At 69.0% G+C, this 19792-nt stretch carries 18 protein-coding genes; 13 read left to right on the top strand and 5 right to left on the bottom strand.

The window, feature by feature from the left end:
• Nucleotides 1–42 precede the first annotated feature (42 nt).
• Nucleotides 43–759 carry a hypothetical protein gene (locus AC3B5T_RS12375; RefSeq protein ID WP_488357337.1) on the bottom strand — a complete coding sequence of 239 codons (717 nt, stop codon included), beginning with the start codon at nucleotides 757–759 and terminating at the stop codon, nucleotides 43–45.
• A gap of 286 nt (nucleotides 760–1045) precedes the next feature.
• Here AC3B5T_RS12375 and AC3B5T_RS12370 point away from each other — a divergent pair, with 286 nt between their 5' ends.
• Nucleotides 1046–1690, top strand: coding sequence for an Rv1733c family protein (locus tag AC3B5T_RS12370; protein WP_055477039.1), 645 nt, complete (start codon nucleotides 1046–1048; stop codon nucleotides 1688–1690).
• A gap of 32 nt (nucleotides 1691–1722) precedes the next feature.
• Here the strand turns inward: AC3B5T_RS12370 and AC3B5T_RS12365 are convergent, their stop codons facing one another.
• Genes AC3B5T_RS12365 through AC3B5T_RS12355 form a run of 3 tightly spaced genes read right to left on the bottom strand, consistent with a single transcriptional unit; the run spans nucleotide 1723 to nucleotide 6799 of the window.
• Nucleotides 1723–3525 (bottom strand): Hsp70 family protein, encoded by a 1803-nt coding sequence (locus tag AC3B5T_RS12365; protein WP_488357335.1) that lies wholly within the window; start codon nucleotides 3523–3525, stop codon nucleotides 1723–1725.
• 45 nt (nucleotides 3526–3570) lie between these two features.
• The gene (locus tag AC3B5T_RS12360; RefSeq protein WP_488357334.1) at nucleotides 3571–5388 is read right to left on the bottom strand and encodes a dynamin family protein; all 1818 of its coding nucleotides are present in this window, start codon (nucleotides 5386–5388) and stop codon (nucleotides 3571–3573) included.
• Nucleotides 5389–5416: 28 nt separating this feature from the next.
• The gene (locus AC3B5T_RS12355; protein WP_488357333.1) at nucleotides 5417–6799 is read right to left on the bottom strand and encodes a GTPase; all 1383 of its coding nucleotides are present in this window, start codon (nucleotides 6797–6799) and stop codon (nucleotides 5417–5419) included.
• 159 nt (nucleotides 6800–6958) lie between these two features.
• On the opposite strand from AC3B5T_RS12355, the gene AC3B5T_RS12350 reads away from it, so the two are divergent.
• The 7 genes from AC3B5T_RS12350 (at nucleotide 6959) to glsA (ending at nucleotide 12576) form a co-directional block, all read left to right on the top strand.
• Nucleotides 6959–7306: a hypothetical protein gene (locus tag AC3B5T_RS12350; protein WP_388032310.1), complete on the top strand. Its 348-nt coding sequence runs from the start codon at nucleotides 6959–6961 to the stop codon at nucleotides 7304–7306.
• 63 nt (nucleotides 7307–7369) lie between these two features.
• A complete protein-coding gene (locus AC3B5T_RS12345; RefSeq protein ID WP_211538513.1) occupies nucleotides 7370–7909 on the top strand; it encodes an RNA polymerase sigma factor in 540 nt (179 codons plus the stop codon).
• Between the two features lie 138 nt (nucleotides 7910–8047).
• A complete protein-coding gene (locus tag AC3B5T_RS12340; protein ID WP_058251199.1) occupies nucleotides 8048–8374 on the top strand; it encodes a hypothetical protein in 327 nt (108 codons plus the stop codon).
• 58 nt (nucleotides 8375–8432) lie between these two features.
• Nucleotides 8433–9314, top strand: a complete 882-nt coding sequence (locus AC3B5T_RS12335) for an AlbA family DNA-binding domain-containing protein (protein ID WP_280360648.1) — start codon at nucleotides 8433–8435, stop codon at nucleotides 9312–9314.
• A 381-nt stretch (nucleotides 9315–9695) separates the two neighbouring features.
• Nucleotides 9696–10511 carry an endonuclease domain-containing protein gene (locus AC3B5T_RS12330; RefSeq protein WP_249145131.1) on the top strand — a complete coding sequence of 272 codons (816 nt, stop codon included), beginning with the start codon at nucleotides 9696–9698 and terminating at the stop codon, nucleotides 10509–10511.
• 405 nt (nucleotides 10512–10916) lie between these two features.
• Nucleotides 10917–11288 (top strand): glyoxalase superfamily protein, encoded by a 372-nt coding sequence (locus AC3B5T_RS12325; RefSeq protein ID WP_058253291.1) that lies wholly within the window; start codon nucleotides 10917–10919, stop codon nucleotides 11286–11288.
• 22 nt (nucleotides 11289–11310) lie between these two features.
• The gene (gene glsA, locus AC3B5T_RS12320; protein ID WP_226512635.1) at nucleotides 11311–12576 is read left to right on the top strand and encodes a glutaminase A; all 1266 of its coding nucleotides are present in this window, start codon (nucleotides 11311–11313) and stop codon (nucleotides 12574–12576) included.
• Here glsA and AC3B5T_RS12315 read toward each other — a convergent pair.
• Nucleotides 12573–13595, bottom strand: a complete 1023-nt coding sequence (locus tag AC3B5T_RS12315) for an AraC family transcriptional regulator (protein WP_280360644.1) — start codon at nucleotides 13593–13595, stop codon at nucleotides 12573–12575. The two genes, glsA and AC3B5T_RS12315, sit on opposite strands and share 4 nt — an antisense overlap.
• 116 nt (nucleotides 13596–13711) lie before the next feature.
• Between AC3B5T_RS12315 and AC3B5T_RS12310 the strand changes: the two genes are divergently transcribed.
• From AC3B5T_RS12310 to AC3B5T_RS12290, 5 genes are all read left to right on the top strand, one after another.
• Entirely contained in the window at nucleotides 13712–15166 is a 1455-nt protein-coding gene (locus tag AC3B5T_RS12310) for an aldehyde dehydrogenase (protein ID WP_280360642.1), read from the top strand.
• A gap of 56 nt (nucleotides 15167–15222) precedes the next feature.
• Nucleotides 15223–16020, top strand: a complete 798-nt coding sequence (locus AC3B5T_RS12305) for a maleylpyruvate isomerase N-terminal domain-containing protein (RefSeq protein ID WP_280360640.1) — start codon at nucleotides 15223–15225, stop codon at nucleotides 16018–16020.
• Between the two features lie 44 nt (nucleotides 16021–16064).
• Nucleotides 16065–16901, top strand: a complete 837-nt coding sequence (locus AC3B5T_RS12300; RefSeq protein ID WP_247451589.1) for an SDR family oxidoreductase — start codon at nucleotides 16065–16067, stop codon at nucleotides 16899–16901.
• 34 nt (nucleotides 16902–16935) lie between these two features.
• Nucleotides 16936–18450, top strand: coding sequence for an acyl-CoA synthetase (locus AC3B5T_RS12295; RefSeq protein WP_280360637.1), 1515 nt, complete (start codon nucleotides 16936–16938; stop codon nucleotides 18448–18450).
• Nucleotides 18451–18761: 311 nt separating this feature from the next.
• Complete coding sequence (locus AC3B5T_RS12290; RefSeq protein ID WP_277242508.1) at nucleotides 18762–19742, top strand: alpha/beta fold hydrolase; 981 nt, start codon at nucleotides 18762–18764, stop codon at nucleotides 19740–19742.
• Nucleotides 19743–19792 lie beyond the last annotated feature (50 nt).

Raw genomic sequence — 19792 nt, 5'->3', positions numbered from 1 at the left:
AATCCCCGAGCGTCCCCGAGATCACCCGGCGATCCGGTCCGATCAGCCGGCGATACGGACGTCGACCTCGCCCAGACCCGCCGACCGGCACGCCGTGCGCAACGAGTGTGGGTTGTAGCGCAGCACGGACAGCCGTCGGTCGGAGCCGTGACCGGCCTCGGCGAAGGCCTCACTCGCAGCGATGATGTGGTCGGTGAACTCGGCGCGCGCGGCGGGGTCGGCCTCCGCGACCACGCAGCGCAGCACCTGCTCCACGAGGGCGCGATCCCGATGGAGCGGCGGTGGCATGAGATTGAGTGCCGGAGAGGCAGTTCCGCAGTTCGTCGGGTCGGTCAGCGCATGCGACGCGGCAACCAGGTAGGCGACGGCGACCAGCGTCGGGCGCCGGTCATCGTGGTCGGGTCGCGAGACGGCGGCGCGGTATGCCCGCACCGGCTCGGACGTCGCGACATCGGTCAGGTCGGCGTCGTGCCCGGGCCCGGTCAGCCCCAGGACGGCGAGCGCCTCATCGTGTGGAGACGGAACCTGTTCGGCGGCAACCGCTTCGGCGTGCATCAACCGCAGGCGAGCAACGATCGCCTGGTGCCGTCGAAGCGCGGCGTCGATCTCGGGCAAAAGATCGGCGGTCACCCCGAACACCGCGGAGTCCTCGGCGAGCGCCGCGTACCCGGACAGGACGATCGACTCCTCGATGTCGATCGCCTCGACGATCGCCGACGACGTGAGAAACGTGCGCACACCGCGTCTCGACGCGCGCACAGACAAAACGCTGGTCAACTGAACCCCTCCACATAGACCATGAACAGTGACGATCATGAACACGACGACGAGCACGATCGGTGCCCCTCGAGTCGACCCCCTACGCCCCGGCCCCCCCACTGATGCGGCCGGTCGGGCGCAAGCTGAGGATACGCTGAGTCGAGGCGGTATGTGAGTCGAACGACTGAACTTGCCGGGTTCGACGCCCGCATAGGGACCAAAGGCCCTGTCCCGGCGGTCCGCTTGCAACGACCATGTAAAGGGCGACCGGCATCAGGAGGGCGACATGCTGCGATTCCTCGCCCGCGAACTCCACAGCTGGCGTGTGATGCACGCATCGTCGAACGGTCTGGTCCGTCGCGGGGACCGTCTGGAAACCGTGACCCTGGTGATGCTATGGCTGGCCGCCGTCGCGGGTGTGATGATCGCCCTGACCGTCGGCGGCGACACCTACGCGGCACACAAGACGGCGGCCGAGAATCAGGAACCGCGACATTCGGTGAGCGCGACGATCATTCGCACATCGGGCCAGGGCAGCGGCGACCAGAGCGATCAGCCCAGCCACATCCAGGACAAGGTCATCCAGGACAGCGTCGACCAGAACGGTGCCGGCCCGGATTCCGACTACACCACCGTGGCGTGGCAGGACCCGAACGGCCACCGGCTCACGGCAGCCGTCGACGCCGAGCCGCTCGACTCCGTCGGCCGGGTGCGCGTCGTCTGGCTCGACGACTCCGGCTCGGTTGTGGACCCGCCCGTGACCACCACCGACGCCGTGATGGAGGGTCTCATCGCCGGGATCGGGGTGGGGATGTTCGTCGTGCTCGGGTGGTGGGGCTCGACCGTGCTCGTCCGCGCGGTCGCCGATCACCACCGGTCACGGCGGTGGGACGCCGAATGGCGTCAGTTCGACATCGACAGCCATCCCTGATCGGCGCCAGCTTCGTAGCGGCGCCGGGTGCGTCAGCCGCTGACGACCGCCCAGATGACGAAGGCCACCCAGGCGACGGCGCCGAGGATGTTGACGACGAGCGCCGTCGTGGTGAGGGCGTCGCGTCGGCCGCCGGCTCGGGTGATCCCCACGACCGTGAGCACCAGGCCGACCACCGTGCCCAGACACAGCGGGAAGCCGAGAATGCCCACGATCAACCCCGCCAGGCCGAACCCGTTCACCTTTTCCGGCTGCGCAACAGGTTGCGCGGAAACGGGCTGGGCCGGAACGGGCTGCACCGGAACGGGCGGGGCCGAAACAGGCAGGGCCGGAACAGGCAGGGCCGGAACAGGCTGCACCGGAACAGGCTGGGGCGGAACGGGCTGCGCGGAAACGGGCTGTTGCGCGGGCGGCACGAAACCGGGCCGGCCCAGTACGGGCGAGGTCCCGGCAGGCATCCGGTGCAACCGGGACCACTGGTCTGGTCGTAGGTCGGCCGGACCGACGGCCGCGAACACCGCGCCCGGCTGGACGGCGGCCCCCGGCCGCAGGTCGAGGCCGTGCAGCGTGCCCGCGACCGGCGCGTCGATCGTCACCCGCCCGGCCGGGGAGTCCACCGTGGCCAGGGGCTCCCCTGCCCGCACGATCTGCCCGTCCCGTGCCGAGACACCGGCGATCACCGAGCCGGCCGGCAGCGACGGGAACGCGATACGACGAGCCCACATACCGGTCCCGACCTTGTCGGTGTCGATGCCGGGGACGACATTGGTCGAGCGGAGGAGGCCGCCCTGCGCGACGACGACCTTCGGGTCACCGATCCGGGCGACGCGACCCACCGACGACAGCGCGGACTGCAACATCGGAATGCTGCTGGTCCCGCCCGTGACGTAGACGATGACGGGTCCGTTGGGTCCGGTGCCCGCGGCGTCGGCGCGGGCGATCGCATCCCGGGTCAGCTCGACGGCCCGTTCCACGAACGGCCCGATCATCGACTCGAACTCGCGCCGGGTCAGCAGCAGCGTGTGCCGGGTACCGGGGAGTTCGATGACGGCCTGCGCGGTGTCGGACAGCGCTTCCTTCGCCGCCCGCACCCGGTCGGCGAGGGCGATCGCGGCCGCCGGGGCGCGGAGCCGGCCCGGGAGGTCGGGATCGAGTTCGGCGGCTTCGTCGTGCACCCATCGGATCATCCGGGCGTCGAGGTCCCGGCCGCCGAGGTGGTTGTCGCCGCCCGACCCGGTGACGGTGAATCCCTCGGCACCGTCGCGGACGAGGACCGCCACGTCGCAGGTGCCGGCGCCGAAGTCGAAGACGCACATCCGTTCGTCGCCGCTGACGTCGTGCCCGCGGTAGACGTAAAACCAAGCGGCAGCCAGTGATTCGGAAGCGATTCGCAGAGTGTCGGCAGGGATGCCGGCGCGCTGGGCCGCGCGTCGGAGGACGTTCTTGCGCCGCTCGCTCCAGCGGTCCGGATGAGTCAGGACGATCGAGTCGAACCCGGGCAGTCCGCTGTGGCGCAATGCGGTGCGGTGCACGTGCCGCAGCACGGCGCCGATCAGATCCTCGACCGGCCAGAACCGGTCGCCGAGTTCGATCTCGCCGTCGTCGATCCGCGACTTCGGGGTGTCCTCGAAGGCGTCGGGGGCCTGCAGCCTTCGCAGCACCGCCTCGTGACCGACGACGATGGACGCGTCGCCGGCGAACACCGCCGAGGGCATCGCGGGTCCGCCCTGCCCGAGCGGCACGATGACCGGCTCACCCAGCCCGACCCGATATGCGGCCGCAGTGTTGCTGGTGCCGAAGTCGATACACAGTCGCCGCCTGCTCTCCTGCGCCACGTGGCCACCTCCTCAGGTGCAAATCGTTGCACACGACACCGGTATTCATCCGGCGGGCGCTCGAAGAACGCGGGCGATCGACTTGCGCACGTTGTCCACGGCGACGATCTGATTGCGGAGATCCGCGGCGTTCTTCTCGCGTTCGGCCGCGGACTTCTTGGACTCGGCCGCGGCGTCGTTGAGGATCTTGGTCGACTCGGCCAGCAGCTTCTCGAGCAGTTCGTCGTAGGCGATCTGCAGGTCGCCGCTCGCCTGCGCCTTGATCGACTGCAGCTGGGACCGCACGTCGGCCTTCATGTCGTTGACCGCTTTCGTCAGCCACTTGCGGTGATTCTCCTTGCCGACCTTCGACGCGCGGAACCCGACGACCACACCCGCCCACACCGGCACCGCGACGACGTTGACCACCGGGATGATCGCCAGCGGCCCGCCCGCGGCCACGATGGACAGCAGGATCGGGTCGACCATGTTCTTCCACGGCGAGATCTTCTCCTGCTCACGGAGCTTGAGCTCTCCCGCGCCGCCGGCGATCTGCCCGACGAGTTCGTCGGAGATGGCGGCGTCGGCGAACAGCGCATCGGCGATCCGCTCGATGCCGGCGACGAACGACGCGCTCACCTCGCGGGCCGCGGCCTCGAGGTCGACGGTCATCTGCGCGATCAGCTCCTGACCCGCCCGGTGCGGTTCGTAGAAGCGGAGCTTGTCGATCCGCGTGGACCACTGGCCGAGCAGCGTGTCGAAGCGGTCGCGCATGAGATCGTCGGTACGCAACGACGCCGCGGTGATGTCCTGAGTGAGGCGTGCCCGCCATTCCCGACGGCGATCCTTGAGGCGCTGGAGACGGTCCCGCTCGGCTTCGATGTCGGCACGTTCGGCGGGGGTCGCGGTGGCGGCCTTCATCTCCAGGACCAGGCGGGTGCGGACGTCGTCGAGTCCGGCGAAGGTCAGCTGCAGCGCATTGCGCACCGGGGACGCGGCACCCTCGCGGACCAGCGGGCTCAGGGCGTCGACGAGTTCTCCGACGCCCGACGCCGCGAGCGCCCGTTCGCGACGATCGGGATCTGTGATCGCCGCGGCCTGCGCGGCGATGCGGTTGGACACGCCGATGATCGGGATGTGGGCGAACCGAGGGGCGTTGGCGCCGACGAGTTTTCGGTTCTCGGCCACGATCGTCCGCCACTGGCGCATCACGAGGTCGGTCTTGGTGACCACCAGCACCACCGAGGCGACCTCCTCGCTGACGCTGCGCAGGAAGTCGAGTTCGGGTGCGCTCAGCGGTGCGGTCGCATCACACACCATCACCAGCACCGACGCCCCGCGAGCCGCGCTGACGGCGGCCTCGACGTGTTCGGGGACCAACGACCCGACACCGGGCGTGTCAACGACGGTGACCCCGGGCAGCAGCGCGGCGTCGACCCCCACGCGCGCCGAGACCGGGGGCACGAGAACGGAATCGATGGGCGTGCCGGGCGAGAGACGCTCCGCGGGGACGCCGGCCGCGTAACGCCCGCCGACGGTCACCCAGTCGGCGAGCTCGGTCGCCGGGATGCGGTGCGCGGCGCCGGGGAACTCGACGAGGGCCGTCCCGGCCGGCAGGTCGTCGGTGGCGGGCGTGTACCGAACGTAGACCGAGGTGGTGATCTCGGTGTCGACAGGCGCGAGTCCGCTCACCCCGAGAAGGGTGTTCACCAGCGAGCTCTTGCCCCGGCTGACCTCACCGATGACCACCACGGTGCCCTGCGGCGCCGGCCGGTCGCGGACACGAAGAGCGCGGTCGGCGATCGCGTCCTCACCGTGCTTGCGCAGCGCACCGACCGCCGTCTGCAACACCGCCTCGGGCGCGGCGGGTTCCTTGGAAGTCACTGTCTGCTCTCCTCGTTCGCCATCGCCGTCAGTTGACCCACAGTCCGCGCCGGATGAGTTGATAGGTCTGCTCGAGGACCAGCAGCGCCTCCCGTTCCGCCGACGTCGCCGCGAAGGCACGCCTCGACCGGCAGTCGGTGGCCCGCTGCCGCGCGGCGTCGGCGATCTCAGGTGGCGCGGCGTTCGGCGGCAACGACAACAGCACGCGCACATCGCGACTCGCGACCACGAGGTTGAGCTCACCGACCAGTTCGCTGTCGGGCTGCCACCGGGCGAGGGCCTCGAGCGCGGTGACCTCGCGGAGCCGGTGCAGCGCGGGTGACGTCTCGGCCTCGTCGATGGCCTCCAGGAAGGCGTCGCGGCGCGCACTGCGGTAGGCGGACTCGCGCAGTGCGGCCAGAACGGTGCGGGCCTTGAGGATGTCGCCGACCGCGAGGAATCGCCGCCCGATCGCCAGTCGCAACTCATCGATACCCGAAACCCGGTGCAGCCATTCGCAATAGGCCCTCGCGCCCTGCCGCGCGATCTCGCCGCCCGCATCCATCGCGTAGGTGCCCACGAGTTGCTCGAGCCGGCCCAGTTCGTCGACGTCGATCCCCGGCGGAGCAGGCATCCCGCCGTCGAGAATGGTCAGCAGCTCCCACGACTCGAGCTGCCCGCGTCGCGAGATCTGCGCGGTCTCGCGTTCGGTGACCCCGCAGACACCCGCCTCGGCCATCAGCCCCGACACCGCGACCACCGCGCCCGCGATCGCCGGGAACCGCCGCCACACGCGGCGCGCGATCTCCTGGGCCTTGAGCATCGGGTTGCCGGCGGCGATGAGGTCGGCCTGCGAGATCACCAGGATCGTGTTCTGTGCCGACGCCCCGGCGTCGGCGAGGAACGCGACCTCGTCGGCCTTCGGTCCCGCGGCGTCGTCGAGCAGGAACAGGATGACGTCCGGCCGGGCGAGCCGCCCCTGCCGGCCGAACACCCGCCGCGTGGCGATCTCGGCGGTGTCGGTGAACCCCGACAGTCCGGGGGTGTCGATGACCCGGAAACGCTCGCGGAGCAACCGCGACGGGGTGTGGACGACCGCGTGGTCGATCTCCTCGGCTGGTCGGCCGAGGTCGCCGCGCATGGGGCCGGGGAGTTCGGTGACCGTGCCGTCGAGGCCGATCACCTCGACCCGCTGCGGGTTGCCCTCGGTGTACAGCGCGGCGACCCGGGTGCACTCGGCGCGGTCGGTCGGGGCGACACGGTCACCGACGAGGGCGTTGAGCAGCGTCGACTTGCCCGAACTCACACGTCCGACGAGAGCAACCGTCAGCGGCTCGGCCAGCTGGGCGCGCAGGGCGTGCAGTACCGCGGGGTCCGGCGACAGCGGGCCCACCTCGTCGAGCAACTGCTCCACGCGACCACGCACGGTCATGCGCTGCTCCACGAGATCTGACCTCCCGAGACTTCTTCCGATCCGGCGGGAACATTCCGGGCTCGGCGACACTCCTAGGTACGTGCCGAGAATTGTCCATCACTCCTCGGCGCCCGGCAGTCGACCGGATGACAGAGATACCTGCGGAGGCGAACGACCATGACCGACGACCTTGACGATGACAGCGGCTCCGAGGAGAGCGGCTTCGACGACTGGCTGCGCGACACCGACCCGCCCGGCGAGCTGAGCGTGCCCGAGGGCGCGTGGGAGACCGCCGTCGGAACCGCGTTCGACCCGTCGTACGAACTCGACACCGACCTGACCGCCGCACCCGGGCCGGATCCGGCGGACGAGGAGTTCGACGGCGAGGTGTCTGCGGAATCCGACCTCGCGGGTGACGATCCGATCGGTGGTGACTTCGGGGACACCATCGACGACGTCTTCGGCGACGACGGGGATCCGGTCGTCGATCCCGTGGAGGACGGGACGTTCGATGACGACTTCTGAGGTGCGCGGCACCGAAAGTCGCGATGTGCTGCCATGGTCGGGGCACGGCCCTACGATGAGCGGGTGCAGTCGTTGATCGACGAATCCCCCTCTGGCGCGGACCTCCTCGAACGCGCCCGCGCCGGCGATCAGGCGGCCTTCACCACGCTCGTCGAACAGCATCGAGACCGGCTGTGGGCCATCTGTTTACGCATCACCGGCAATCAGCACGACGCCGAGGACGCCATGCAGGACGCGCTCGTCGCCGCGTGGCGGGCCATCGGCAACTTCCGTGGTGACGCGCAACTGTCGACCTGGCTGTACCGCATCGGGTCCAACGCCGCGCTCGCCCGGATCCGCAAACGCACCGACGCCGACGACATCGCCGAGCACGACCCGATGAGCCATCTGGACGTCGCGGCGCAGGTCGTGGTGTCCGACCGGATCGCCGAAGCGTTGGCGCAGGTCCCCGACGCCTACCGGGCGACCTTCGTGCTGCGCGTCTACGGCGAGCTCAGCTACTCCGAGATCGCCGAGGCCCAGGGCATCGGCCTGCAGACCGTGCGCAGTCGCATCTCCCGCGCGCGGTCCCTCCTGTCGGAGTTGCTGGCCGATCTGCGCTGACGGGGGGTACTCCCCGCGAATGATCCCGACGCGACTTCGAGGCCGTGGGGAACAAACCGGGGCAGACTCACCTCCAAGTAACCAGAACCACTTCACAACCCCCCGGCACCACCGCGCCGAACCCCGAAAGGACCCACCATGAGCACCGAGATCCCCGCCGACGCCGTTCTCGTCGACACCGATGGCGACGGAGCCGTCGACGCCGCACTCACCGACGTCGACGGTGACGGCACCACCGACGCCATCCTCGACACCGACGGCGACGGCCAGGCCGACTCCATCGCCTACGACACCAACGCCGACGGCGAGATCGACATCATCGAAGCCGACACCGACGCCGACGGCCTCACCGACATCGCCGTCGCCGACACCGACGGCGACGGCACCTTCGACACCGCCGTCGACGACGAGGGTAACGTCGAGGTCGGCGACTTCGGCAGCATCGACGGCGGCGACGCCGTCTGAGTTCGACGTTTCCGTAGCCCGGAGCCGCGCTGAGCGAGGCTCCGGGCTATAAAGCTGTGTGGGAACGATCGGCGGAATCGAGTTCGCGGTACCGGTCTGGGCGACGGCGACCGCGCTGGTACTGGTGCTGGTGGTCGCGTGGGTGTTCGGCGTCGTCGCCAGGTGGTTGCTGCGCCGACGCGCCCGCCTCGACGCGACGACGGCGATGGTGCTGTCGATCCTCGGCACCGCGCTCGGCCTCTACATCGCCGGCCTCGTCGACAAACACCTCCGGGTGTGGAGCGTGACGACGGTCGTGTTGGGACTGATCAGTTCGGTCGTGGCGGTGGGCGCGTACGGCCTGCTCGCCGCGCGGCTGCAACGGCAATCCAATTCCCCTGTCGCGCAGCTGCTCTCCGACGGCGAATCCGATCGGCTCGAGTTCAAGTCGACCGCCCGGGTCAACTTGCGCAGCGGCGAGAAAGACCCGCGGATGGAGCAGGTGATCGTCAAGACGGTGTCGGCGTTTCTCAATTCCGACGGCGGCACCCTGCTCATCGGTGTCGCCGACGACGGCACACCGCTCGGTCTCGAACCCGACTTCGCCACACTGAAGGTGCCCGACGCCGACCGTTTCGAACTGTGGCTGCGCGATCTGCTGACCACCACTCTCGGCCAGAACACCGCGGCGGCCGTCGGCATCACCGTCGAATCGGTCGCGCGGCCCGACGGGTCGGGGGACGTCCCGGTCTGCCGGGTGACGTGCTCACCGTCCCCGCGGCCGGTCTATCTGCGGGCCGGGAAGAACGCCCCGCCCGAGTTCTGGGTGCGCGCGGGAAACTCCACCCGTCAACTCTCCGTCGACGCGGCCGCCGACTACGTCATGCACCGGTGGCCGCTCGGCGCCGGACGGGCGATCGCGGCCCAGGTGCGCGCCGCCATCCGGTTCTCGGCGGGGTGAGCCGAAGTCTCGTCCCCATGAGCGACCTCGAAGGGCACATTGCCCTCCCACGACACTCACGGGGACGACACTTTCCACACCCGGCCCGACGAAGCCTAGGAACCGGCCCGTCGCGCCTGGCCACGCCCAAAGCCGGCACGACTACCGCCTGTGACCACCCCGGAGCCACCCATATCCGCACCACGGTCCGGTTCTCTGCGGGGTGAGTCAAAGTCTCGTCCCCATGAGCGACCTCGAAGGGCATATTGCCCTCCCACGACTCTCACGGGGACAACACTTTCCACACCCGGCCCGATCTGACGAAACCACCGACCGGTTCCGTGCGTCAAAGCAGGTGTGACTTCGGATTGTGGCGTGTACTCGCTGAGAGAACTGACCGCGATGGGCTGGGCGCCCGATGCCATTGCGCAGGCGCGCAAGGCCGAGACCCTGACGTCGCTCCGATACGGCTGGGTGCGGACGTCCGCGGCGGACCCCCACGTCGTGTCCGCGGTGACGGCCGGAGGTGCGCTGTCCTGCATCAGCGCGCTGCGGTTCCATCAGCGGCGCGGCCTGCCGGATCTTTGGATACCGCCGGGCCACAACGAGACCCACGTTCGTCTCAGCAAACACGCGAAGTCCGCCACGAAGCCCAGCGGCCCGTTCCGGTGGTGCCAGGGCTTCGGCCGCCCGCTCCCCGTGACGACGGCCGTCGACCCGATCGCCGTGGCGGTCGGCTGCGCCGCACGGTGCCTTCCGGCCGAGGAGTGGATAGCGGTGGTCGACTCGGTCCTCAACGCCACCGACTTGACCATCCCGGACCTCCAGGCCGAGATGGGTCGTGTAACCCGTGCGGTCTCGGCGATGTTCGACCGATGTGATGCCCGTTCGCAATCCGGCACCGAGTCGCTCGTCCGGCTCCGGCTCATCGCCGCGGGATTCGACGTGGAGGTGCAACCGTCGATCGGCGACCGCGAACACGCTGATCTCCGCACGGGTTCGTTGCTCATCGAGTGCGACGGCGAGTCGTACCACTCCGACCGAGCCGCATTCCGCAACGACCGTCGGCGGGACCGGATGACCATGCTCGACCGCTGGATGACGATGCGCCTCACCTACGACGACGTGCTGTACGACTGGGAGGAGGTCCTCGAGGAGATCCGCGCGCTGACACGCCCCGACCGGCACCGCATCCGCCGACGGGGCGACCCTTCGTGACGCGCCCTCCGCGAGCTCCGGGCCTCCTCCGGGAGCGGGCGAGACGGCCCTCCGCAAGCTCCGCGCCTCCTCAGGGAGCGGTCGGGCGGCCGTCGTGGATCGCGAAAGAACTGTTGAGCGCGGCGCGAGCCCTTGTACTGCTCCCTGAGGAGCGAGCTTGCGAGCGTCACGAAGGGTCCTGGTGAGTCGGGTTGCGAAGACCCTTCGTGACGCGCCCTCCGCGAGCTCCGGGCGCTCCTCAGGGAGCAGGGGGCAGGGCGTTCTTTCGGATCAGGGAGCGGGCGAGACGGCCCTCGGCAGGCACCTCGCCTACTCAGAGGGGGGCGGGCCAACGTCTCGAATAAGGACCGCAACTGTCCTCGACTCTTGAGAGGCTGGTGCTACACCACAACCCCAGGAGGAACCGTGAACTGGACACTCGAACTCGTCATCCTGCCGGTCAGCGACGTCGACCGGGCGCGAGACTTCTACTCCAAGATCGGATTCAACGTCGACCACGATCACGTCGTGTCCGACGAGATCCGGTTCGTCCAGATGACCCCGCCCGGGTCGGCGTGTTCCATCGCCTTCGGCAAGGGACTGAGCGACGCGGAACCGGGATCGGTGAAGGGTCTGCAGGTCGTCGTCACCGACATCAACGAGGCCCGCGAGCAGCTGCTCGCGGCCGGCGTCGACCCCGGCGAGATCGACGAACAGGCGTGGGGCCACTTCGTGTACTTCGACGATCCGGACGGCAACCACTGGTCGGTGCAGTACATGCCGTACCGCCAGAACTGAGCCCAGGTGGCTACCGTGGGATATGCGCTCCCCCATCGACGACTACCTCGAACGCGTACTCCACGAATGCCGCGACGACGACGGCGGTGAGGTCGCGACCGGCAATCGTGAACTCGAGCAGGCGGATCCGTCGTCGTTCGGTATCGCGTTGGCCACCATCGACGGCACCGTGTACACCGCCGGCGACGCCGATCACGAGTTCTCCATCCAGTCCATCGGCAAGGTACCGGCCTACGCGCTCGCCCTGCGCGACCGCGGGCTCGACGCCGTACTCGAACGCGTCGACACCGAACCGTCCGGCGACGCCTTCAACGAGATCTCGCTCGAGGCCGAGACCGGCCGGCCGCGCAACGCGCTGATCAACGCGGGCGCCGTCGCCGTGCACGGGATGATCAACGGCGCGGATCCCAACGAACGCGTCGACCGCGTCATCGACCTCGTCAGCACTCTCGCCGGTCGCGAGGTCTCGGTCGACAAGGAGGTCCACCGCGCCGAACTCGCCTCCGACGACCACAACACCGCGCTGGCCTACCTGCTGCGCTCGGCGGGCAAGCTCGACTGCGAACCCGACGAGGTCGTCGACGGGTACGCAGCCCAGTGTTCGATCCGGGTCTCCTGCCGCGACCTCGCCGTCATGGGGTCGGTACTCGCCAACGGCGGACTGTCGACCGGCGACGACGAGCGCCTCCTGGAAGGCTGGATCACCCGGCACGTCCTGTCGGTCATGGCCACGTGCGGCATGTACGACGGCAGCGGCAGCTGGATGGCGACGGTCGGAATCCCCGCGAAAAGCGGTGTCAGCGGCGCGATCCTGGGCGTATTGCCCGGCCAGGTAGGGCTCGCGGTGTGGTCGCCGCAGCTCGACAGACAGGGCAACAGCGTACGCGGCGTCGCCGTTTTCGAACGGCTGTCGCGCGACATGGAACTGCACATGATGCACGTGGCCCCCACCGGTCGGCCCGCGCTGCGATCGGTGACCGAACACGACGGCACTACAGTCGTCGAGCTGCAGGGCGACGTGCGCTTCGCGGGTGCGGAAATCCTCGCCAACCGTGCGTGCGAGGGGTTCGGCACCGACGCCGTCGTCCTCGATCTGACCCATGTCCGCGTGATGGACGACGCCGCCCGACGGCTGATCGGCGAGGTGGCCCGCCGCCTCGGAGACGACTACGACGTCCGCATAGAAGACCCCGATGACATTTTCGACGACGCTTCGGCTGACGACGACTTCTCTGATGGTGACGACACCCCGGACAGCGACGACACCCCGACCGTCGGAGACTCCTAGAGATCTCGGGACGAGTCCTGGCCCGGGGCAGTCAGCTCGCGGCGCTTCGCCAGCGGCGGCACGCCGAACCAGCGTCGGCAACTGCGGGTCAGCGTGCTCTGCTCGGAGTATCCGATCTGCCGCGCCACCGCCGCCAGCGGGACACCCCGATTCGACAGCAGTGAGACGGCGAGGTCGCGGCGCGCGTCGTCGACGAGTTGCTCGAACGTCGCGCCCTCGTCGGCCAGACCCCGCTGCACCGCACGCGGGTGCATCATCAGCAGCTTCGACACCGCCTCCAGCGTGGCCGCCCTCGCCGGCAGGGCGCGCACGATCAGCGCCGAGACCGCCTCGCCGAAGGCCCTCTCGCGATCGTGTCCGGTCATGAACCGGATGGCCACGTCGTATGCCAGGGGGTCGACCCGCCGCAACGTCTGTTGCATCACCCCGCGGGGAAAGACCACCAGGTTGGCCGGCGCCTCGAACTCGACCGGGCAACCGAAATAGTAGGTGTAGACGCGCGGCTCGGACATCGGCGGGTGCGCCAAGGTGATCCGGTTCGCGCGGAAGCCGTGGCCCAGCGTCATCGCGAACGTCGACCGGGTGACGCCCATCGCGAGTTCGACGACGTGCGGCCGGTACGGCACACGCTGCAGCACGGTATCGAACTCGTAGGCGACCTCCCGCTCGCCGTAGTGCATCTGGGCGGTGATGGCCGGGCTGTACACGTGCGCGAAGGCCGAGACCTGTCGAAACGAGTCGCCGACGGTCTCGGCGTTGCGGGCCGCGATCGCGACCGGGCCGAGGATGTCGGGGTCCTGCCGGGCGGCGAGGCGCAGCCCGAAGTCGGGGACGTCGAACTCGGCCGCGCACAAACCGATGACCGTCGACAGAGCGGTGAACGGGACGAACCGGTCGTACGCGCCGACGACGGCCGGGTCGATGCCGACGCGGCCGAGGATCGCGCGGGCATCTCCATCGTGTTCGGCAATCAGCTCGGGTAACTGACTGAGCGAGGATGCGCAGATCAGGTCGGCCATGGCATCAACTGTCAAGAAGTCGTCATGAGATGTCAAGAAATCCGACCTGGGTGGGAGTGATCATGGACACACGCCGCCGACCGTTCGACGGCCGACACACTCAGCGAGGAGTACCCATGACCACCATCGACACCATCCGCAAGAGTTTCTTCATCGACGGCGGCTGGCGCGCGCCGGCCGGTTCGGCGACGATCCCGGTCATCTCCCCGCTCACCGAGGAGCAGTTCGGCTCGGTACCCGAAGCCACCACCGCCGACGTCGACGCGGCCGTCGAGGCCGCCCGCACCGCGTTCCGGTCGTCGGGCTGGCGCGAGGAGTCCCCTGCCGACCGTGCCGCACACCTGCGCCGGTTCGCCGACGAGCTCGACAAGCGCGCCGAGGATCGCGCGTCGGCGGTGACGTCCGAGAACGGCATGCCGATCGCGCTGGCGCGGTTCGCCGAGGGCGCCGCCCCGGTCCAACTGCTGCGCTATTACGCCGACCTCGTCGAGTCCACCCCGGTGGAGGAGACGCGTACCAGCCAGCCGTTGCCCGGCTCGACGATCGTGCGCCGCGAGGCCATCGGCGTCGTCGGAGCCATCGCACCGTGGAACTTCCCCGCGATCCTCTCGATGTTCAAGATCGCGCCCGCGCTGGCCACCGGCTGCACCGTGGTCCTCAAGCCGTCGCCCGAGACGAGCCTCGACGCCTACGTCCTCGCCGAGGCGGCCATCGCCGCCGACCTGCCCGCCGGTGTCCTCAACATCGTCAACGGCGGCAGCGAGATCGGCCGTCACCTGGTGTCGCACCCGCACGTCGACAAGGTCGCGTTCACCGGCTCGACCCCGGCCGGCCGCGAGATCGGCCGCGTCTGTGGCGAACTCATCCGTCCGGTGACCCTCGAACTCGGCGGCAAGTCCGCAGCGCTGGTGCTCGACGACGCCGATCTCGAGCAGACCGTCGGCGGACTCGCCACCGCCTCGCTGCTCAACACCGGCCAGACCTGCTACATGTCCACCCGAATCCTGGTGCCGGGCAGCCGTTATGACGAGTACCTCGATGCGATCAGCGCGATGTGCGCGTCGCTGCCGGTCGGCGACCCGATGGACGAGAACGTCGCGGTCGGTCCGCTCGCCAGCGGCCGGCACCGGGATCGGGTGCTGTCGCTGATCGAACGCGGCCGCACCGAGGGTGGCACGGTCACCACCGGTGGCGGGACGCCGTCGCGGGTCGACCGCGGGTTCTTCGTCGAACCAACCGTTTTCGCCGGCATCGACAACTCGGCCACCATCGCCCGCGAAGAGGTCTTCGGCCCGGTCCTGACCGTGCTGCGCTACGACGACGTCGACGACGCCATCGCTCTCGCCAACGATTCGTCGTACGGGCTCGGCGGAACGGTGTGGACCTCCGATCCCGATCGCGGCGTCGACGTCGCCCGTCGCGTCGAGACCGGCTCGTTCGGCGTCAACTACTTCAACCTCGACTGGGGTTCGCCCTTCGGTGGCGTCAAGGCCAGCGGCATCGGCCGCGAGCTCGGCCCCGAGGGCCTGGCCGCCTACCAGAACCTCAAGTCGATCTTCCTGCCCGCCTGACACCCGTCTCGTCCATTCACACTCGTACACAACATATTCCAAGGAGGCGATCGGCCATGTCCGATGCCGGAGTCACTGCTGCCAAGGCACTGGTGAACGACACCCTCGCCCTGCTCGACCGGCTCACGCCCGCCCACTGGGCGGCCGACAGCGCCTGCCACGGCTGGCGCGTCCACGACGTCGTCACCCACATGGGCTTCTTCTTCAACTTCATCGCCGACCCCGACCTGGTCTTCCCCGACAATCCGAGCGGAAAGTCCGAGCGACTCAACGACGCCGCGGTGCACGAACGGGCCGACTGGTCGTCGGAACAGGCTGTCGAGTATTACCGCGCGCAGTCCGAGGCCGGCCTCGCCACCCTGGCCGCGTTACAGGGCGAGGACCTGCGGGACCAGCCGCTGGACATGCTCGACCTGGGCACCTACCGGCTGCGCCAGCTCAGCGACGCCGTCGCCTTCGACCACCTCGTGCATCTCACCAGCGACCTGATGCAACCGTTCGGACCGCTGGACGCCGCCGAGGTGTCGGTGAGCGCGGCGATCGATCCCGCCATCGACTGGATGATCGCCGGGCTGACCCAGATGAACGGTGCGGCACTGTATCCCACACTCGAGCGACCGATCGGCCTGCGGCTCACCGGCGCGACGGACCGCTCGTTCGTCATCGACCGCGACACCGCGGGCACGATCGTCACCGTGCGCGAGACCGCCGACCTGCCGGCCGACGTCGCCACCTCCTCGGCCACCGACTTCCTGCGCTGGGGCACCACCCGCAGCGCCTGGCGGTCGGCGGTCACCGTCAGCGGCGACCGGCAGCGCGTCGCGGGCATCCTCGACGCCGTCGACATCGTCTGAACTCACTCAATTCGTCTCACCCAGAACAGAAACGGAGTACCCCCATGTCCGAGTACCTGAAGGACAAGGTCATCGTCATCACCGGCGCCGGTAGCGGCTTCGGCAAGCTGATCGCGGAGAAGACCGCGGCCGCCGGCGCGCACGTCGTCGGAGTCGACGTCAACGCCGACAACGTCAACGCCGTCGTCGAGGGCATCCGCGCGGCCGGTGGTTCGGCGCTCGCCCAGGTCGCCGACGTCACCGACATGGAGCAGGTCGCCGCGGCGGCGAACGCCACCGAGGAGCACTTCGGCGCCATCGACGTCCTCGTCAACAACGCCGGCGTCATGCCACTCGCCTACTTCGCCGACCACGCCCGCGCCTGGCAGAAGTGGCACGCCGCCATCGACATCAACATCAAGGGCGTCGTCAACGGCATCTCCGCGGTCTACGACCAGATGATCGCGCAGGGTCGCGGCCAGGTCGTCAACATCTCGTCGATCTACGGCAATGCCGGCATCGAGGGTTCGGGCGTGTACAGCGCGACCAAGGCCGCGGTCACCACCATCTCGGACTCGTTGCGCATCGAGGCCAAGGGCAAGATCAAGGTCACCACCGTCAAGCCGACCGGCATCACCGGCACCAACCTCGCCAGCTGGATCGTCAACGACACCGCGATCATGGGCCTCGTCGGCCAGCGCGCCGCCTCTTACGGCGAGCACGTCACGGCCCTCCTGAACGACGACCTGCCCGCCGAACTCACCGACGTCGACTCCATCAAGTACTGGCTGATCAAGCCCGAGGATCTCGCCGACGCCGTCGTCCACGTCATCGACCAGCCCTGGGGCATCAGCCTTTCCGATGTCACCGTGCGCGCCAGCGGCGAGGACTACCTGTACTAGAACGACTCGCCCCACTCATGCACGAGGAGTGTTGATGTACCCCGGAGCTCATCTCTCCACCCGCCCGCACGATCCCGCGGTCATCATGGCCGACGGGAGTGAGACGGTGACGTTCACCCAGTTGGAGACCCGGTCGGTCCAGGTCGCCCGGGCCCTGGCCGACCGCGGCCTACGGCCAGGCGACCACCTCGCGGTGCTCGCCACCAACACCGCGCGGATCTTCGACATCTATTGGGCGGCAATGCGGTCGGGCCTCTACCTGACCATGGTGAACTGGCACCTCACCGCCGCCGAGAGCGCCTACATCGTCACCGACTGCGGCGCGAAGGCCCTCATCGTCGACGCCGCTCTCGCCGACCTCGGCGCCGAGCTGGTCCCGCTCACCCCCGGCGTCGAGACTCGCTTCGCCTACTCCGGCCGGATCGAGGGTCACGAGGGCCTCGACGCCGCCGCGGCGACGCAGTCGACCGAACCGCTCGCCGACCAGCCGCGAGGCGCGGACATGCTCTACTCGTCCGGCACCACCGGACGACCGAAGGGCATCAAACCCGAACTGCCGAACCGGCAGGTCGACGAGCCCGGCGACACCATGATCGCGATGAACCAGTCCGTGTGGGGCGTCGGTCCCGACACCGTCTACCTGTCGCCGGCACCGCTGTATCACGCTGCGCCGCTTCGCACCTGCGCCTCGGTGCAGGCGCTTGGCGGCACGGTGGTGGTGATGGAGCGGTTCGACGCGGAACGGGTGCTGGCCCTCATCGAGGAACACCGCGTCACCTACAGCCAGTGGGTGCCGACGATGTTCGTGCGCATGCTCCGACTTCCCGAGGAGGTGCGGGCCCGGTACGACACGTCGAGCCTGAAGGTCGCGGTGCACGCCGCCGCGCCGTGTCCCGTCGACGTCAAACGGGCCATGATCAACTGGTGGGGTCCGATCCTGTCCGAGTACTACTCGTCCACCGAGCTCAACGGTCTCACCATCGTCGACACCCCGGAGTGGCTGGAGTACCCGGGCACGGTGGGGCGCGCCGTCCTCGGCACGATCCGGGTCTGCGATCCCGAGAGCACCGAGGTGCCGCCGGGAACGATCGGCACGATCTACTTCGAGCGCGACCGGCTGCCGTTCGAGTACCACAATGACCCCGAGAAGACCAGTGGCGCACAGCATCCCGAGCATCCGACATGGACGACCACCGGCGATTTCGGTTACGTCGACGACGATGGCCACCTGTTCCTCACCGACCGCGACTCGTTCCTGATCATCTCCGGCGGGGTGAACATCTACCCGCGGGAGATCGAGGATGCACTCCTCGCCCACCCGTCGGTGCTCGACGCCGCGGTCATCGGCGTACCCGACCCCGATCTCGGCGAGCGGGTGACGGCGGTCGTGCAACCGGTCTCGGGGCAGGACGCCGGCGACGAGCTCGCCGATGCATTGTTGGATCACCTCCGACCGCGGATCGCGAAGTTCAAGCTGCCGCGCGAGGTCATCTTCCGGGACACGTTGCCGCGCACGCCGACCGGGAAGTTGGTCAAGCGCAAGCTGTGACCCTTCGAGGCAGGGAGCGGACGCGGGCGTCCGACATTCATGCTCCCTGAGGTGCGAGCGAAGCGAGCCACGAAGGGGCTCGCAAGGTGCCTCACCAGGCCCTTCGTGGCTCGTCGACCTCGACGCGCTCCTTCGTCGCTTGCTCGGCCCGGCGGCTTGCGCTCCTCGCACCTCAGGGAGCATGGGTTATGCGGTTCTTCGGATTGGGGAGGGGTGGGGGGTCGCTTGTGCTTCTCGCACCTCAAGGAGCAAGGGGGTCGCGCTCCCTGAAACCGCGCACCGTGGCGTCCGGCCGGTCCTAGACTTGCCGGATGTCGGAAGGATTGTTCCGCTGGTGCATCGCGGTTGTTGCCGCGATTGTGGTGTTCGTCGGTGTGACACCGTCGGCAGTGACAGCAGCGCCGGCGGCCGTGTCGTCGTCCGACATCGCCACCGAATGTGCGGGCAAGCCCGTCCGGGTCGCGGTCCGGTGGTACTTCCCGCCCGGTGAACCCTCGGCGATCGTGTGGTTGCAGCACGGCTTCTCCCGCACGGCGGCCAACCTCGACGCATTGGCCCGCGCGTATGCGAAAGCCGGGTTCCTCGTCGTGAGCCCGACGCTGGACTCCGTCAACCTCGGCGGGTGTGCCGTCGCCTACAACATCGCCGACAACGCCGCGTTCGCAAGGACCATCGGCGGGGTCTTCGGTTCCGGCCGGGACACCGGCAGTCCGCTCGCGACAAGCCTTCGCAAAGCACGCGATTCCGCCCACCGCCCCGACGTGACGATGCCGTATCGGATGATCTTCTCCGGACACTCGGCCGGCGGCGAGTTCGTCGTCGTGGCGGCCGACGCACTCCGCCGCGCCGACCCCGTCGCCTACCGACGCCTGGCCGGCCTCATGCTGTTCGACCCCGTCAACTCGTTCTTCGGCGTCAACTTCGCCACCGCCGCAGCATCTCTCGCCGCCGCCGAGCTACCGATCCGGGTCATCGCGTCGCAACCGTCGGTATCCAACAACTTCGGGCAAGGCGTGTCCGTCCTCCAGGAGACAACGCGGCAGGAGTTTGTCGGCTCGCGCCTGGTGACCGGAATCCACATCGACGCCGAAGGCGAGTCGACCGACCTGATCGGCGAACTGTCCGAGCTCGCCGTGCCGCGTCCCCGCAACGGGCGGGTCATCCGCACGCTGGCCACCGGCTGGTCGTCGGACATGGTGGCCGACACCGCGACCCCGACCTACTACCCCGGCGGCCGTTACTACGACCTGCTGCTCGAAACCCGCACCGTCACAACACTGCCCGTTCCCTAGAAACGACGCGGCCCCCGCACTCGCGATGAGTGCGGGGGCCGCGTCGTCTT

The organism is Gordonia sp. G4, from assembly GCF_057770005.1.
This window is presented reverse-complemented; position numbering and strand designations above follow the sequence as displayed.

Excerpts from the sequence above, each read along its gene's own strand:
- AC3B5T_RS12370 (WP_055477039.1), top strand. The coding sequence starts at position 1,046 with ATGCTGCGATTCCTCGCCCGCGAACTCCACAGCTGGCGTGTGATGCAC.
- AC3B5T_RS12355 (WP_488357333.1), bottom strand. The coding sequence starts at position 6,799 with ATGACCGTGCGTGGTCGCGTGGAGCAGTTGCTCGACGAGGTGGGCCCG.
- AC3B5T_RS12350 (WP_388032310.1), top strand. The coding sequence starts at position 6,959 with ATGACCGACGACCTTGACGATGACAGCGGCTCCGAGGAGAGCGGCTTC.
- AC3B5T_RS12340 (WP_058251199.1), top strand. The coding sequence starts at position 8,048 with ATGAGCACCGAGATCCCCGCCGACGCCGTTCTCGTCGACACCGATGGC.
- AC3B5T_RS12330 (WP_249145131.1), top strand. The coding sequence starts at position 9,696 with ATGGGCTGGGCGCCCGATGCCATTGCGCAGGCGCGCAAGGCCGAGACC.
- glsA (WP_226512635.1), top strand. The coding sequence starts at position 11,311 with ATGCGCTCCCCCATCGACGACTACCTCGAACGCGTACTCCACGAATGC.
- AC3B5T_RS12315 (WP_280360644.1), bottom strand. The coding sequence starts at position 13,595 with ATGGCCGACCTGATCTGCGCATCCTCGCTCAGTCAGTTACCCGAGCTG.
- AC3B5T_RS12310 (WP_280360642.1), top strand. The coding sequence starts at position 13,712 with ATGACCACCATCGACACCATCCGCAAGAGTTTCTTCATCGACGGCGGC.
- AC3B5T_RS12305 (WP_280360640.1), top strand. The coding sequence starts at position 15,223 with ATGTCCGATGCCGGAGTCACTGCTGCCAAGGCACTGGTGAACGACACC.
- AC3B5T_RS12300 (WP_247451589.1), top strand. The coding sequence starts at position 16,065 with ATGTCCGAGTACCTGAAGGACAAGGTCATCGTCATCACCGGCGCCGGT.
- AC3B5T_RS12295 (WP_280360637.1), top strand. The coding sequence starts at position 16,936 with ATGTACCCCGGAGCTCATCTCTCCACCCGCCCGCACGATCCCGCGGTC.
- AC3B5T_RS12290 (WP_277242508.1), top strand. The coding sequence starts at position 18,762 with ATGTCGGAAGGATTGTTCCGCTGGTGCATCGCGGTTGTTGCCGCGATT.